The organism is Streptosporangium lutulentum, from assembly GCF_030811455.1.
Classification (GTDB): Bacteria; Actinomycetota; Actinomycetes; order Streptosporangiales; family Streptosporangiaceae; genus Streptosporangium; species Streptosporangium lutulentum.
The window spans coordinates 1,426,616-1,441,926 of the sequence record NZ_JAUSQU010000001.1 but is presented as its reverse complement, the minus strand read 5'-3'; the positions used below and the strand labels follow the sequence as shown (position 1 = coordinate 1,441,926).

General features: G+C 70.5%; 14 protein-coding genes. 12 read left to right on the top strand and 2 right to left on the bottom strand.

Going from position 1 to position 15,311, the window contains the following annotated elements; translation table 11 throughout:
* Window positions 1–20: 20 nt before the first annotated feature.
* On the top strand, window positions 21–284 hold the full coding sequence (locus J2853_RS05965; protein ID WP_307555777.1) for a hypothetical protein: 264 nt from the start codon (window positions 21–23) through the stop codon (window positions 282–284).
* Between the two features lie 28 nt (window positions 285–312).
* Here J2853_RS05965 and J2853_RS05960 read toward each other — a convergent pair whose 3' ends face one another.
* Window positions 313–1,482 (bottom strand): ROK family transcriptional regulator, encoded by a 1,170-nt coding sequence (locus tag J2853_RS05960; protein WP_307555775.1) that lies wholly within the window; start codon window positions 1,480–1,482, stop codon window positions 313–315.
* 144 nt (window positions 1,483–1,626) lie between these two features.
* Between J2853_RS05960 and zwf the strand changes: the two genes are divergently transcribed.
* The 8 genes from zwf (at window position 1,627) to J2853_RS05920 (ending at window position 11,330) form a co-directional block, all read left to right on the top strand.
* The gene (gene zwf, locus J2853_RS05955) at window positions 1,627–3,102 is read left to right on the top strand and encodes a glucose-6-phosphate dehydrogenase (RefSeq protein ID WP_307555773.1); all 1,476 of its coding nucleotides are present in this window, start codon (window positions 1,627–1,629) and stop codon (window positions 3,100–3,102) included.
* A 101-nt stretch (window positions 3,103–3,203) separates the two neighbouring features.
* Complete coding sequence (gene edd, locus J2853_RS05950; protein WP_307555771.1) at window positions 3,204–5,108, top strand: phosphogluconate dehydratase; 1,905 nt, start codon at window positions 3,204–3,206, stop codon at window positions 5,106–5,108.
* Entirely contained in the window at window positions 5,105–6,088 is a 984-nt protein-coding gene (locus J2853_RS05945) for a glucokinase (protein ID WP_307555769.1), read from the top strand. The genes edd and J2853_RS05945 overlap by 4 nt, the downstream gene beginning before the upstream one ends.
* The gene (locus tag J2853_RS05940; protein WP_307555767.1) at window positions 6,085–6,696 is read left to right on the top strand and encodes a bifunctional 4-hydroxy-2-oxoglutarate aldolase/2-dehydro-3-deoxy-phosphogluconate aldolase; all 612 of its coding nucleotides are present in this window, start codon (window positions 6,085–6,087) and stop codon (window positions 6,694–6,696) included. The genes J2853_RS05945 and J2853_RS05940 overlap by 4 nt, the downstream gene beginning before the upstream one ends.
* Window positions 6,697–6,934: 238 nt before the next feature.
* Window positions 6,935–8,155, top strand: a complete 1,221-nt coding sequence (locus tag J2853_RS05935) for a TIGR03118 family protein (protein WP_307555766.1) — start codon at window positions 6,935–6,937, stop codon at window positions 8,153–8,155.
* Window positions 8,156–8,491: 336 nt separating this feature from the next.
* Window positions 8,492–8,962, top strand: a complete 471-nt coding sequence (locus tag J2853_RS05930; RefSeq protein WP_307555764.1) for a hypothetical protein — start codon at window positions 8,492–8,494, stop codon at window positions 8,960–8,962.
* On the top strand, window positions 8,959–10,134 hold the full coding sequence (locus J2853_RS05925) for a zinc-dependent alcohol dehydrogenase (protein WP_307555762.1): 1,176 nt from the start codon (window positions 8,959–8,961) through the stop codon (window positions 10,132–10,134). Before J2853_RS05930 ends, J2853_RS05925 begins: the two co-directional genes overlap by 4 nt.
* A 575-nt stretch (window positions 10,135–10,709) precedes the next feature.
* Window positions 10,710–11,330, top strand: coding sequence for an AAA family ATPase (locus tag J2853_RS05920; protein WP_307555760.1), 621 nt, complete (start codon window positions 10,710–10,712; stop codon window positions 11,328–11,330).
* A 21-nt stretch (window positions 11,331–11,351) separates the two neighbouring features.
* On the opposite strand, the gene J2853_RS05915 is transcribed toward J2853_RS05920, so the two are convergent.
* Window positions 11,352–11,681 carry a hypothetical protein gene (locus tag J2853_RS05915; protein WP_307555758.1) on the bottom strand — a complete coding sequence of 110 codons (330 nt, stop codon included), beginning with the start codon at window positions 11,679–11,681 and terminating at the stop codon, window positions 11,352–11,354.
* Window positions 11,682–11,857: 176 nt separating this feature from the next.
* Here J2853_RS05915 and J2853_RS05910 point away from each other — a divergent pair, with 176 nt between their 5' ends.
* The 3 genes from J2853_RS05910 (at window position 11,858) to J2853_RS05900 (ending at window position 15,276) form a co-directional block, all read left to right on the top strand.
* Window positions 11,858–12,682 (top strand): helix-turn-helix domain-containing protein, encoded by an 825-nt coding sequence (locus J2853_RS05910; RefSeq protein ID WP_307555756.1) that lies wholly within the window; start codon window positions 11,858–11,860, stop codon window positions 12,680–12,682.
* Entirely contained in the window at window positions 12,673–12,867 is a 195-nt protein-coding gene (locus J2853_RS05905; protein ID WP_307555754.1) for a DUF397 domain-containing protein, read from the top strand. The genes J2853_RS05910 and J2853_RS05905 overlap by 10 nt, the downstream gene beginning before the upstream one ends.
* 276 nt (window positions 12,868–13,143) lie before the next feature.
* Window positions 13,144–15,276: a SpoIIE family protein phosphatase gene (locus tag J2853_RS05900; protein ID WP_307555753.1), complete on the top strand. Its 2,133-nt coding sequence runs from the start codon at window positions 13,144–13,146 to the stop codon at window positions 15,274–15,276.
* Window positions 15,277–15,311: the final 35 nt, after the last annotated feature.

Below are 15,311 nucleotides of genomic sequence, written 5' to 3'. Positions count from 1 at the left end.
TCGATCGAAGGAGAAAAACGATGACTCCCGATGAGCTGCCCGAGCAGACGTCCGAGACCGGGAAGCCGATGGTCAGTGCGACACCGCGAGATGTCGTCCATATCCGCCTGGGCTCGTTCGGGCTCATACCGATCGTCATCCTCGGCGTGTTCGGCTTCGCGACCGGCACCACCTGGCTGATCATCGCCATGGTCGTGCTGGCCTTGATCGTGATCGCGGACGTGGTGCTCGCGGTTCGCCGCCAGTCACGGAGCCGTCCGGGCATGACCACCGAGGCGGGCTGAGCCTCCGAGCGCGGCGAGCCGAAGCCCGTCAGGGGAGGGAGTCGACGGCCTCGGGAGACAGGATGTGGTCGAGGACCATGTGGGCGCAGCCGACGATTCCGGCGCCGGGACCGAGGCGGCTGCGCTCGATCCTCAGGTTGCGGGTGGCCAGGGCGGTCGAGCGCCGGTGGACGACCTCCCTGACGCCTGACACCATCGGCTGGAAGGTCTCGGCCACGTCTCCGCCGAGGACGACCACCGCGGGATTGAGCAGGTTGACCGCGCTGGCGACGACCTCCCCCAGCATCCGGGCCGCGTTGCGGACCACGGTCATGGTCTCGGCGTCACCGGCCCGCACCAGGGCCACCACGTCGGCCAGGCTCTTGACCTCGTGCCCTCGGGCGCGGAGGTCGCGCAGGATCGCGGTCCCGCTCGCCACCGAGTCGACGCAGTCGATGTTGCCGCAGCGGCAGAGCACTCCCCCGCCGTCCCTGACCGGGATGTGCCCGATCTCCCCGGCGGCGCCCAGCGCTCCCCGCAGGATCTCACCGCCCGCGATGACCCCGGAGCCGATCCGGGTGGAGACCTTGATGAACAGCAGGTCGGCGACCTCGCCCGCGTAGATCTCACGGTGCTCGCCGATCGCGATGACGTTCACGTCGTTGTCGAGGAAGACGGGCGCGGGAAAGCGCTCGGCGATGATCGGCGGGACGGCCACGCCGGTCCAGCCCGCCATGATGCGGGCGCTCTCGGTACGGCCCGCCGCGAACTCCACCGTGGCCGGGACGCCCATGCCGACGCCGCGCACCGCCGAGAGCGACCGGTCTCCGAGCAGCTCGCTCCAGGTCTGCATGACGAGGGGGAGGACGACGTCCGGTCCCTCCTCCACGTCGACGGCCAGGCCGGCACGGGCCAGCACGGCTCCGGCGAGGTCGCAGACGGCGATCTGCGCGCGGCTGGCGCCCAGGGAGGCGACGAGCACCACACCGCCGGCGGCGTTGAAGACCAGGCGGGTGGGCGGGCGGCCACCGGTGGACGGGCCCTCGCTGTCCTCCACGACCAGACGCCGGTCCAGCAACTCGGTGACACGCAGGGAGACGGCGGGTCGGGACAGACCGGTGACACGCCCTATGTCCGCCCGCGTGGAAGCCTCGCCGGTGCGAATGAGGCGAAGCACCTCACCGCTGGTGGCCAGCGCGGTAGCGGGACGTCGAGGCATCGGCCAAGTGAACCACACCCAGTTATGAAATGAAAACTTCGCACTTTCTCATCTCAAATGACAAAACTCAGCTTGTGTAGAGCGCAAGATGTGACTAGTGTCCGATCTATCCCCAATTTCGGTAGATCAACGGAGCCATCCCCCATGTCCGAGACCCCGCAACCCGCCGACCTGATCGTCTTCGGCGGCACAGGCGACCTCTCCATGCGGAAACTTTTTCCCGCGCTCTATCACTGCGACCGCGACGGCCGTCTGTCCCCCGAGACCCGCATCATCGCGATGTCCCGCGGCGGGCTCGACGACGCCGACTTCCGCGGCAAGGTGGACGCGGAGGTACGCGGCTCCGTACCGGTGGACGACCTCGGCACCTGGCAGCGCTTCCTCGACCGCCTGCACCACGTCTCCGTCGACATCGGCGGCGAGGACGTGACGGGCTGGGCGAAACTCACCGCCCTGCTCGCCGGGCACGAGCAGCGGAGCCGGGTGTTCTACCTGGCCAGCCCGCCCATGACGTTCGGCCCGTTCTGCAGGGAGCTGCACCGCGCCGGTCTGGTCACCCCCGCCTCGCGGGTGGTGCTGGAGAAGCCGCTCGGCCGCGACCTCCCCAGCGCTCAGCGCATCAACGACGAGGTCGGCGCCATCTTCGACGAGCGGCAGATCTACCGCATCGACCACTACCTGGGCAAGGAGACGGTCCAGAACCTGCTCGTGCTCCGGTTCGCCAACGCGTTCCTGGAGCCGATCTGGAACTCCCTCTGGATCGACCACGTCCAGATCACCGTCGCCGAGACCGTGGGAACCCCGGGCCGCCGCGGCTACTACGACCACGCGGGCGCGCTGCGCGACATGGTGCAGAACCACCTGCTCCAGCTCCTGTGCCTGGTCGCGATGGAACCGCCGTCACGCAACGACCGCGAGTCCATCCGCGACGAGAAGGTCAAGGTCCTGGAGTCGCTGAGGGCGATCACCGGTGGCGAGGTCGACCGGTTCACCGTCCGCGGCCAGTACACGGCCGGTGAGTCCGGCGGCGTCCAGGTCCCCGGCTACCTCGACGAGCCCGACAGCACCGCGCCCACCGAGGCCTCGCACCGGGTGGAGACCTTCGCCGCGATCCGCGCCGAGGTGAAGAACTGGCGCTGGGCGGGCGTGCCGTTCTACCTGCGCACCGGCAAGCGCATGCCGTACCGGCACTCGGAGATCGTGGTGCAGTTCAAGGACGTGCCCCACTCGATCTACCCCGGCAGCACGCCCAACCGGCTGGTGCTCCGGCTGCAGCCGAGCGAGGGCATCAAGCTGCACATCATGGCCAAGGAGCCGGGCGCGGGCGAGGTGGCGCTCAAGCCGGTCCCGCTCAGCCTGAGCTTCGCCGAGACCTTCACCAGCCGGGTGCCCGAGGCCTACGAGCGGCTGCTCATGGACGTCCTCACCGGAAACCCGACGCTGTTCATGCGCCGCGACGAGGTGGAGGCCGCCTGGCGGTGGATCGACCCGATCCTCAGCGAGTGGGAGTCGTACGGCACCGCGCCGGAGCCGTACCCGGCGGGCAGCTCCGGCCCGGCGGGAGCCCACGAGCTCGTCAGCCGCAGCGACCGTGCCTGGCACGAGGAGTACCCCGCGTGAGCGGCGGGGACGTGAACGACCGCGTGAAGCACGCAGACCGAACAGAGCACCCGGGCCCGGCGGAGCACGCAGGCCGGCCCGGCGACAACGGAGGAGGCCGAGTGCATCCCGTCATCCAGGAGGTCACCGACCGCCTGATCGAGCGCAGCCGCGCCAGCCGTACCGCGTATCTGGCGCGGCTCCACGCCGAGGCCGAGGCCGCGCGCGGGCGCGGGCCGGCCAGGGCAAGTCTGGGGTGCGCCAACCTCGCCCACGGCTTCGCCGCCGCGGGCGAGGCCGACAAGCTGGACCTGCGGGCCAACGTCAAGCCGGGCGTGGCGATCGTGTCGAGCTACAACGACATGCTGTCGGCGCACCAGCCGTACGAGACCTACCCGCCGATCCTCAAGGCGGCCGTCCGCAAGGCGGGCGGCGTCGCCCAGTTCGCCGGCGGCGTGCCCGCCATGTGCGACGGCATCACGCAGGGCCGCGCGGGCATGGAGCTGTCGCTCTACAGCCGTGAGGTCATCGCGATGGCCACGGCGATCGCGCTCTCGCACGACATGTTCGACACCTCCCTCCTGCTCGGCGTCTGCGACAAGATCGTGCCGGGCCTGCTGATCGGCGCGTTGCACTTCGGCCACCTGCCGGCGGTCTTCGTCCCGGCCGGGCCGATGGGTTCGGGCCTGCCCAACAAGGTCAAGGCCCGCACCCGGCAGCTGTTCGCCGAGGGCAAGGTCGGCAAGGGCGAGCTGCTCGACGCCGAGTCGCAGTCCTACCACTCCGCGGGCACCTGCACCTTCTACGGCACCGCCAACTCCAACCAGGTCATGATCGAGGTCATGGGCCTGCACCTGCCGGGCGCGACCTTCGTCAACCCGCGCACCGAGCTGCGCGAGGCCCTGACGAAGGCCGCGGGCAGGCGCGCGGTCGAGCTGACCGTGCACGGCGACGAGTACACCCCCGTCGGCGAGGTCGTCGACGAGAAGGCCATCGTCAACGCCTGCGTGGCGCTGCTGGCCACCGGCGGTTCGACGAACCACACCATGCACATCGTCGCCATCGCCGCGGCGGCGGGCATCGAGCTGCTCTGGGACGACCTGGCCGCGCTGTCGAAGGTGGTGCCGCTCCTGACCCGCATGTACCCCAACGGCCAGGCGGACGTGAACCACTTCCAGGCCGCGGGCGGCATGCAGGTACTCATCGGCGAGCTGCTGGACGCCGGGCTGCTCCACGGCGACGTGCTGACGATCGCCGGGCGCGGGCTCGACCACTACCGCTCGGCCGTCGAGCTCAAGGACGGCGAGCTGGTCTGGCAGGAGCGCACCGAGGGCAGCACCGACCCGGACGTGCTCCGTCCCGTCTCCGACGCCTTCTCCTCCGACAGCGGCATCCACATGCTCGACGGCAACCTGGGCCGCGCGGTCAGCAAGGTCTCCGCGGTCAAGGACGAGCACCTGCTCATCGAGGCGCCCGCGAAGGTCTTCGACGACCAGCTGGAGCTGCTGCGCGCCTTCGAGGCGGGCGAGCTGGACGGGCAGGACTTCGTGGCGGTCATCCGCTACCAGGGACCGAGCGCGAACGGCATGCCCGAGCTGCACAAGCTCACCCCGCCGATGGCGGTGCTGCTGGATCGGGGACAGCGGGTGGCGATCGTCACCGACGGCCGCATGTCCGGCGCGTCCGGCAAGGTTCCCGCCGCCATCCACCTGTCGCCCGAGGCCGCGGACGGCGGTCCGATCGCGCTGGTCCTGGACGGTGACCCGATCCGCCTCGACGCCGCCGCCGGCACCCTGGAACTGCTGGTCCCCGCCGAGGAACTGGCCGCCCGCACGCCGCTGGGCGCGCCGCTCACCGACGCCCAGTGGGTGGGGACGGGGCGCGAGCTGTTCTCCGCCTTCCGCCGTGCGGCGGGCCCCGCCGAGCGCGGCGCGGGAATCTTCGCCCTGAACGGCCACGCCGAGAGCGTCGCAGGCGCCCTGTCGGCCCAGGGCGCCTCCGACGCCCGGGTGAAGGAGGCTCTGTGAGCCTTCCCTGGCTCGTCGCCGATGTCGGCGGCACCAACGCCCGGTTCGGGCTGATCACCGAACCGGGTGGCCGGCCCGAGGCGGTGGCCGTCCTGGCGGTCGCCGATCACGATGGCCTTCCCGAAGCCGTAGCCGCCTATCTCGCAGACCATGCGGGCGGAGTTCAGCCGGGAGCGGCGTGTGTCGCGATCGCGGGTCCTGTCAACGGCGACCACTACCGGCTCACCAACGCCGGGTGGTCGGGCTCGGTGCGCGACCTGGGCGTCCCGGACGCCTGGCCGCTCAACGACTTCGAGGCCCTGGCGGCCTCCCTGCCCCACCTGCGGGGCCGGGACCTGGTCTCCCTGGGCGGGCCGAAGCCCTCGCGCGGCGTCAAGGCCGTGCTCGGTCCCGGGACCGGGCTGGGCGTGGGCGGCCTGGTGCCCGCGGCGCAGGGCTGGGTGCCGATCCCCGGTGAGGGCGGGCACGTGACGATGCCGGTCCTGGACGAGCGCGACCACGCGATCGTCCAGGCCCTGCGCGCGGACGGACTCGGCCACGTGGAGGCCGAGCACCTGCTGTCGGGGCCTGGCCTGTCGCGGCTGCACCGCGGGCTCGCGATGGTCCACGGCGTGGACGCGCCGCGGCTGTCCTCCTCGGAGATCGTGACCGGGATGGACGACCCGCTGTGCGCGGAGACCGTCGAGGTCTTCTGCGGCATGCTCGGCACCTTCGCGGGAAACGTCGCCATGACCCTGGGCGCCCGCGGCGGCGTCTATCTGGGCGGCGGCGTGTTGCCGCGTATCGTGGACCGGGTCCTCTCCAGCGACTTCCGCCGCCGGTTCGAGGCCACCCCCACGTTGAACGATTACCTGGCCGGTATCTCCACGACGCTGATCGTGGCCTCCCAGCCCGCGCTCGTCGGCGCGGCCGCGTGGCTGAACCAGCACCTGTCAGGCGCTTCGGATACATCAGATATGTCGGATATGGAGTACGTATGAGTCTGCTCGCCATCGCCCCGGTGATCCCGGTCGTCGTGATCGACGATCTGGAGACCGCGGTCCCCCTGGCCCGGGCCCTGGTGGCGGGCGGCCTGCCGGTCATCGAGGTCACCCTCCGTACGGCTCACGCGCTGAAGGCCATCCAGCGGATCGCCGCCGAGGTCCCCGAGGCGGTGATCGGCGCCGGGACCGTCCGGGTCCAGGCCGACGTGCTGGCCTCGGTGAAGGCCGGCGCCAAGTTCCTGGTCAGCCCGGGAAGCACCCCGGCGCTGCTGGACGCCATGGAGGCGAGCGGCGTCCCGTTCCTGCCCGGGGTCGCGACGGCGTCGGAGGTCATGACGCTGGCGGAGCGCGGGCTCACCGAGATGAAGTTCTTCCCGGCCGAGGCCGCAGGCGGCCTGCCGTACCTCAAGTCGCTGGGCGGCCCGCTGCCCGACATCCGGTTCTGCCCGACGGGCGGGATCAGGCTCGCGACCGCCCCCGACTATCTCGCGCTGCCCAACGTCGGCTGCGTGGGCGGCACCTGGCTCACCCCGGCCGACGCGCTCGCCGCCGGTGACTACGCCCGGATCGAGAAGCTGGCCGCCGAGGCGGCCGCCCTCCGGTAGACCACGGGCCTCCGGCCGATCACGACCTCGCGAACGGACCTCGTCCTCCCCCGGGTCCGCACGCGGTCGTGAGTCACCGTGACCCGGCGTGACCGCCCACGGAATCCGGTCCACGGCCGCCCTGCCCGGCGGCCGTGGACCGTTCTCGTTCCCGCCCCCCGGAAAAGGCCGGTGAACCGCATCCGGATCCCGCGCGTATCTCGCGGCGACAGGCACTCCCGGTACAAAGGAGGCACGAATGCGAGTACGCATCGTCACGGCCGGCGTCACGGCGCTGGTTCTGGGCGTGGCCGGTACGGCGTCGGCCGGAACGACCGGCAAGGCGTCGGCCGGAGCGGCCGACACGTCATCGGCGGGTACGTCAGCGGCCGGAGCCGCGCACACGCAGACCCGTTTCACGGTCGTCAACCTGGTCTCGGACGTACGGGGCCGGGCCGTGGTCACCGATCCCACGCTGGTCAACCCGTGGGGGCTGGCCATGGGCAAGACGCTCTGGGTCTCGGCCGCCGGCACCGGCCTGGCCACCGTCTACTCCGGTGGCGTGGGCACGGTGAAGCAGGAGAAGACCCAGGTCCGCGTTCCCGGCGGCAGGCCCACCGGGCAGGTGGTCAACCCCGGTGAGGAGTTCGTGGTCAGGGGCCCCGGCGGTTCGGGACCGGCGACGTTCATCTTCGCCAGCCCCAGCGGGGCGATCACCGGCTGGAACGCCGAGGCCGACCCCGACGACGCCGTCATCGGCGCGTTCGTCAAGGGCGCCGACCTCAAGGGCCTGGCCCTGGCCCAGACCGACCGCGGGCCGAGGCTGCTGGCCGCCGACTTCGCCCACAACCGCGTCCACGTCTTCGACGGCGACTTCGACCGGCTCCAGATGGGCCGCGGCGCGTTCCGCGACCCGGGCGTTCCGGAGGACTACGCGCCGTTCAACGTGGAGGTCGTCGGCCGTTCCATCCTCGTCGCCTACGCCAAGCGCGATCCGCGGACCGGCAAGGCCGTGGCCGGCAAGGGCAAGGGGTTCATCAGCCACTTCGACGGCTCGGGCCGGTTCGCCGGTCGATTCGCCTCACGCGGCGCGCTGAACGCGCCCTGGGCCATGACCCTGGCGCCGAAGGGCTTCGGCGCCCAGGCGGGAGCGCTGCTGGTCGGAAACTTCGGCGACGGCTGGATCAACGCCTACAACCCGCGCAACGGCCGCTCGCTCGGCCCGCTGCGCTCCGCCGACGGAAAGCCCATCGCCCTGAGCGGCCTGTGGGACCTGGAGCGGGGCACCGCGACGGTGGGCGGCGAGAACGCGCTGTGGTTCAGCGCCGGAAGCGACGGCGGCACCCACGGCGTGCTCGGCGTGATCCGTCCGGCGGGAGCCTCCGCCCCCGCGGCGTCCCCGTCCGCCACCCCCGCGCCGTCGTCCTCGTCCTCCCATTCCGGCTCCCCCTCGAACTCGGGCTCCGGTTCGGGCTACTGAGCGTTCCACCGGCGTCCTCACCCGGCGCATCCCGGGCGCGCCGGGTGAGGACGCCCGCCGAGCCCCGATCGAAGACGATGACGGACAAGGCGCACACCGGCCGCGTCCGCCGGTCCGCCCCGGGCCGGGCCTCCGGGTGCCGGGCGTGGAGCTCACGGGGCTCTCGGTCATCGCGGTCCCCCTCTTGCCCCAGCCCCGGTCCTCGCGCTCCGCCCGCAGCCATGACGCCGGCCAGGGAGCCGTCAACACCGGCCCAAGTGCCACCGGACCCCGGTAGCCGCGGACAGGCGATGGGTAGCCCCATCAGGGGAAATGTCCGTTTCAGGAGGCTGGAGCATGAAACCTTTCCTGGTGGGGGTGACCGCGCTGGCGGGCATGGGGGTGGTGCGCTGGCTCACGTCACGTCGTCCCAAGACCTGGCCCCAGGAGGGGCGGGGGATCTACCGCTGGCTGCCGGTCACGATCAACCGCAGGCCCGAGGACGTGGCCCCTGACGGGCTCCTGCCCGAACCGCTGGCGATGCTGGGCGATGCCGTCGAGGTACGGATCCGCGAGGCGCCCGGCGACAAGGGCACCGAGATCGCCGCGCGGTTGCGCGCGCCGCTGCGGGAGTCCGGCGGGATGATGAGCCGCCTCACCCACGGCGACCCCCGCCGGGAGATCCGGGAGGCCCTCCGCGAGACCAAGTCCTTGATCGAGACCGGGGAGGTGCTGCGCCCGGAGGAACCGCCCGTGACGCGCCCCGTCCCGCGGGGAGATCCGCCGGACCGGGTGGCGCATCGCGCGGGCGGGGAGGAACGGCGGTGAAGGCCCTGTGCTGGCAGGGCATGAACCGGCTCTCGGTGGAGCGGGTGCCCGACCCCGGGATCCTCAACGCCCAGGACGCCGTCGTCAAGGTGCGGCTGAGCACGACGTGCGGGTCCGATCTGCACCTGCTCGGCGGATACATCCCGGCGATGCGCGCGGGAGACGTGATCGGCCACGAGTTCCTGGGCGAGATCGTCGAGATCGGCCCCGAGGTCCGCAAGCACAGGGTGGGCGACCGGGTGGTGGTGTGCTCGTCCATCGGCTGCGGCCGGTGCTGGTACTGCTCCCACGACCTGTGGTCCCTGTGCGACAACAGCAACCCCGACCCGGAGGTCGCCCAGACGCTCCTCGGTTACGAACCGGGCGGCGTCTACGGCTACTCCCACGCCATGGGCGGGTTCAAGGGCGGCCACGCCGAATATGTCCGGGTTCCGTTCGCGGACCACGGCGCGTTCCCCGTACCGGACGGGGTCGACGACCAGAGCGCCCTGTTCGCCTCCGACGCGGCGCCCGCCGGATGGATGGGCGCGCACCTGGGCGGGGTGGGCCCCGGCGACGTGGTGGCGGTGTGGGGCTGCGGCGCGGTCGGCCAGATGGCGGCCCGTGCGGCGACGCTCCTCGGCGCCGACCGGGTCATCGCGATCGACCGCCACCCCGAGCGGCTCGCGATGGTCGAGCGCCACATCGGAGCCGAGGCGATCGACTACTCCGGCACCGACGTCGACGCCGAGCTACGGGAGCGGACCGGAGGCAGGGGACCCGACGTCTGTATCGAGGCCGTGGGCATGGAGGCGGACAGCGTCGGCCCGCAGCAGATGTACGACCAGGTCAAGCAGCAACTCCGGCTCGAAGTGGACCGCCCGGTCGCGGTGCGGGAGGCGGTCCGCGCCTGCCGCAAGGGTGGATCGGTCTTCGTCCTCGGGGCCTTCTCGGGAACGGTGGACAGGTTTCCGCTCGGCGCGATGATGAACAAGGGGCTGACGGTCCGGAGCGCGCGGCAGCACGGGCAGCGTTACATCCCGATGTTGCTGAGGCTGATGGCGAAGGGTGAACTGGTGACGTCCCATCTCGCGACGCATTCGATGCCGCTGGACGAGGCCCCGGGAGGCTACGACCTGTTCAGGGCCAGGAAGGATGGATGCGTCCGGGCGGTATTTCGTCCTGAATCATAATCATTCATATGAATTGTCCGGTGAGCTCCGAGACTCATCGGACAATTCCATGAGCGAGCAGCCCGCTTGACGCCGTTCACCGCACCCGGTCCGTCGTTCGTCGAGTACCCCTATCGCCTCAGCGTGACGTTATGTGCCCGGATCCCTTAGCCTGGAACGACGAGGGGAGTACTTCCCAAGAACCGGTCCGGTCAATACGGATGCCTTACGGCATCCCCGGACGGTCGCCCGTGAGGTAGCGGGTGAAGGAGACCTCGAATGGCTCAGCGCATTCGAGGAGTACACATGCCCGCTCACCTCCCGCTCTCCCCGCCCCGCCGGACTTCCCCGCCGGTCCGGCGTCCACGGATGCGGCCGCGCCCGCTCCGGCCTCTCGATCTCTCTCGCCATCTGCGCATGCACCTGCTCCGGCATACCTGAACGCGCGAAATCACATCACGAGTGATCCTCGGTTCGATCATCGCCGGATTCGCCCTTCCGTCGTTCCATCGGATCTCCGACGAATTCATTTCGCCAACCGGAAGGCCGCGAGACGCATGATGAGAGAAATCCCCCAGCCCTGCGAGGTGCACGCAATGGCCACCACACCGGCCGGTCAGGCCTCCGTCGAGGACCTGAACTATCCAGCCGGGTCACTGGTACTGCTCGCGGGACTTCCCGGCGCGGGCAAGAGCACGCTGCTGGACCGGCTGTACGGATTGCGCGGCGACGAGAGGGAGCCCGTGCGCGACGGCGAGGCACAGGTGATCGACTCGCGCCAGTCCCGCAACTGGTGGGCGCGCTACCTCGGTCCCATCCCCCCTCGGGCCCGCATCCCGATCGTGCACGCCACCCATGTGTGGCGGATCGCCCGCGCGCTGCTCGGCGGCCACAGCGTCGTCGCGCACACCCGGGGCACCTGGCCGCACATCCTGTACGGCTTCGCCTGGCTGGCCCGCCGGGTCGGCAGTGAGGTCCACCTGATCCTGCTCGACGTGGAGCCGCGGATCGCGCGCGAGGGGCAGTTGTCCCGCGGCCGGGTCGTCACCGACGCCACCTTCGCCCGTCACTGCCGGCGCTGGCGGGTGCTCATCGCCCGCGCCCACAGCGGCTCCCTCCCCCCGGCCACCGGAGTCGTCGTCCTGAACCGGCCCGCGGCGGACCTGCTCCGCGCCATCCGCTTCGGCGCGCGGCGGGACGGGGGAGCCGACGACTGACGGCCCCGGGGGCCGTCCGGATCACGACAACGCCTGGACGATCAGTTCGGAGCGCGGGTGGCTGTCCCGGAGTTCGGCGTAGCGGAGTGCCACCCCGCGTGCGGCGGTGGCCGGGTTGCCCACGCCGTAGATCGCGTAGATCCGCCGGCCGGTCCTTGACGACACGCGCCCGGCCCACCAGCGATAGACCATGCCGTCCGTCCAGACCACCAGGTCGGCCCAGACCGAGATCAGTGCCAGGCCGTAACCGTCATGGACGTCGCTCTCGACGCCCTGCCGTTCCAGCTCGTCTTTGAGCAGGCCCGCGGCATGCATGGCGGGCGTTCCCAGCAGCACCCCTTGGATGATCATTCCCGTCCGCCTCCTCTCGATGTTCCATGGAAACGTTCGGTCGTTTCCCCTCCCAGAGTGCTTCCGGGTCATTACTTTTAGTAGCCGCAGGACTACGACGAGGTACGTTCATCTCGATTCAGGTCGGCTGTGGAACCCACCCCGAAGCATGTAGGACCACGAAGGACGGGACCCCCATGCCCGCACCGAAAGAGCTGGACCCCAGCACGAGCATCACCGCCTACTGGGGCTCTGAGCTGCGCAGACTGCGAGAGGCGATGGGCTGGAGTCAGCAGGAGCTCGCGAAACGGACCGCCTACTCCACCTCCCTGGTCGGCCTGATCGAGACCGCCGCGCGCGCCCCCACCAGGAAGTTCGCCCAGAGGTGCGACGAGGTGCTGGAGACCGGCGGAACACTCATCAAACTGTGGCCGCTGATCGTCAGGGAGTCCTCCCCCGCCTGGGTCCGCTCGCTGTTCGAGCTGGAGTGGGAGGCGCAGATGCTGCGCAACTACCAGCTCGCGGTGGTGCCGGGGCTGCTCCAGACCGAAGACTACGCGCGGGCGCTGACCCGGGCGGGCCGGCCGTTCGACACCGACCAACAGGTGGAGGAACTGGTCACCGTCCGTATGCAGAGGCAGCGGCTGCTCGACCGGCCGGACCCGCCGATCTTCTTCGTCCTGCTGGACGAGGCCGTACTGGCCCGGCCCATAGGCGGCGGCAGGGTCATGCGCGAGCAGCTTGAGTACATCCTGAGGGCGACGGCACGCCCCCGGATCACCGTCCAGGTGATCCCGTTCGAGGTGGGCGCCTATGCCGGCCTCGCCGGGCCCATCTTGATGCTCTCGTTCAAAGGCGCGCCCAACATCGCCTACATGGAGAACGCGGAAGACGCGCAACTCCTCACAGACCCCTCCAGAGTCGACGCCCTGTCGGCTCAGTTCGACGCCCTGCACTCCTGTGCACTGCCACAGGCCGCCTCGGCGGCTTTGATCGAAAAGAGGATGAACGCATGGACCTGAACGACGCACAGTGGCGCAAGAGCAGCCGCAGCAACGGAAACGGCGGTGAATGTGTGGAGGTGGCCGCCAATCTTCCCGGCGTCGTCGCCGTCCGCGACAGCAAGGACCCGGCGGGATCCGCCCTGCTGTTCGCCCCCGAGGTGTGGGCCGACTTCCTGACCAGGATCAAAGCCGACTCCATCTGACGAACGAGCCGACCGGCCGGGGCACCCTCGGCCGGATCGTGTTCGACCGGGCTGTTCGACCGGCGCCGTCACGTCGCTCCGATCCCGACGGTGCTCCCCCTGCGGCTCACGTCAACCATGATCACTTCAGGGACGGGAACCTCCGGCCGGGGCGAGCCGCCGGACACGACGCCCGACGGAGCGAGCCCCTCTTCCCCGCCCTACGCCAAGGGCCCATGTCCCCATATGTCCTAATCTGTTCTTATGTGCGAGGCAATTAGGTAAAAGAGCCAATCCATGCCGACCCATGTGGACGGCTCGGCCAGGGAAGTCTCAATGGAGTATGTCCGGGGGAAAAGGTCCGGCGGTCTGGGCCTGGAGGTGTTCGATCCGGCACCGGTCGCGGTGACGGTCAGCAGGGGGCCCAGCCACCGATTGATCTACACCAATGCCGTTTTCCAATCGATCTTCGGAGACAGGCCCCTCGGAGTTCCCATCCGCGAAGCGTTCGACGATCTCGTCGAGGAGAACTCCTCGGCCTACTTCACGTTGCTCGACGAGGTCCTGCGGACCGGGAAACCGGTGAACGTCTCCGAGGCGCCGGTGACCATGGTTTACTCGGGCACCGGTCTCCAGGAACGTTTCTTCACCTTCGGACTCTCGGAGATCTTCCTCGACGACGGCGACCGCGGGGTGCTGCAGGTGTTCGTGGAGGTCACCGCGCAGGTCACCTCCGCACAGCGCGTCCAGGCGCTCTCCGAGGAGCGGTTCCGTCTCCTCCAGCGCTACAAGAGCCTGGGGAGGGTCGGCACGCAGATGGTGTGGGTGACCGCCGCCACGGGCGGGGTCAACGAGCCGAGTCCCGGGTGGCAGAAGGTGACCGGGCAGTCGTGGGAGGAGTTCCGCGGCGACGGGTGGCTGCGGGCCCTCCATCCCGACGACGTCGAGCCGACCATCGCGTCCTGGTCCCGGGCGGTCGAGGAGGTGACCCCGCTCTGGGAACACGTCTACCGGCTGCGCCTCACGGACGGCACCTACCGGCACTTCAAGGTGCGTGCCGTACCGGTGCGCGAGGGCGACGTCGTCGCGGAGTGGGTGGGCACCTGCGCCGACATCGAACAGCAGTGGCAGGAGAACCGGCGCCAGGAACTGCTCGACCGGGCCACCGAGGCCACGGCGGACATCACGCGCCTGGAGGAGATGCTCACCGCGCTGGCCAACGTGATCGTGCCGGAGCTGGCCGACGGGTGTGTCATCTACCTGCTTCCCGAGTCCGCCGACCGCCCGGCGGACGCGCCGCTCGTCGTCCACCGCATCGCCGGAGCCGTACGCTCCGGTCTGCCCGAACGGCCGGCGCGAAACGAGGAGAGCATCGGCACCAGCCGCGCGCTCGCCGACGTGGTACGGCACCGCCGCCCCGTCCACATCCTGTTTCCGCCGGGACAGCCCCCACCGGGGATCGCGCTCGCGGACACCGAGTCATGGTTGATCGACGCCGCGGCCAACAGCATGGTCCTCGTACCGGTCATCGTCGACGGCACCGTGGCGGCGGTGGTGTCCGCCTCCGTCTGCGGCGAGCGCCCGGTGATCAGCGCGACCGATGCCGCCCTGATAGGCCAGACGTTCGACCACGCGCACACCCCCCTCAGCAACGCCATCGAATTCCGGCGCACGCAGCGCGTGGCGCTCGCCCTCCAGCACAGCCTGCTCCCCGACCCTCCCGTCGTTCCCGACCTCCAGATCGTCGCCCGCTACCGGCCGAGCCCCGCCGCCGCCGAGGTGGGCGGAGACTGGTACGACTGCTTCCTCCTGCACGACGGCACCACCGTCCTGACCATCGGGGACGTGGCCGGTCACGACCTTCCCTCGGCCGTCGCCATGAGCCAGATACGCAACATGCTCAGGGGGCTGTCCATCGACCGCCAGGAGCCTCCCGGCGAGATCCTGAGACGGCTGGACAACGCCATGGGAACCCTGTACTCGGAGGAGACCGCGACCTGTGTCCTGGCCCGCGTCGAGAGGGCGAGCGACCGCCTGCCCCGGCTGAACTACTCCGTGGCCGGGCATCCGCCGCCCCTGCTGGTCGACCACGACGGCGACAGCCGCTTCCTCGACGAAGCGCCCAACCACCTTCTCGGGCTGCTCTACGATCGGCCGCGCGACAGCGCCGTCGAGCCGCTGCCACCACGCAGCACGCTGCTTCTCTACACCGACGGCCTCGTCGAACGGCCGGGGGAGAACCTCGGCGACGGCCTCGAACGGCTGCGCCGCCACGCCGCGTCACTCGCCCGCGAACCCCTGGAGTCCTTCTGCGACAGGTTGCTGACCGAGCTGAACTTCGGGGGGAAGGACGACATCGCCATGATCGCGTTGCGCCTGCCCGCGGCCCCTTCCGGCGATCCGGGCCCCCTCCCGCGCCGGGCGGCGTGAGAGGGGCTCCCCCGGCCCTCCGGAGGAGTCGCCGG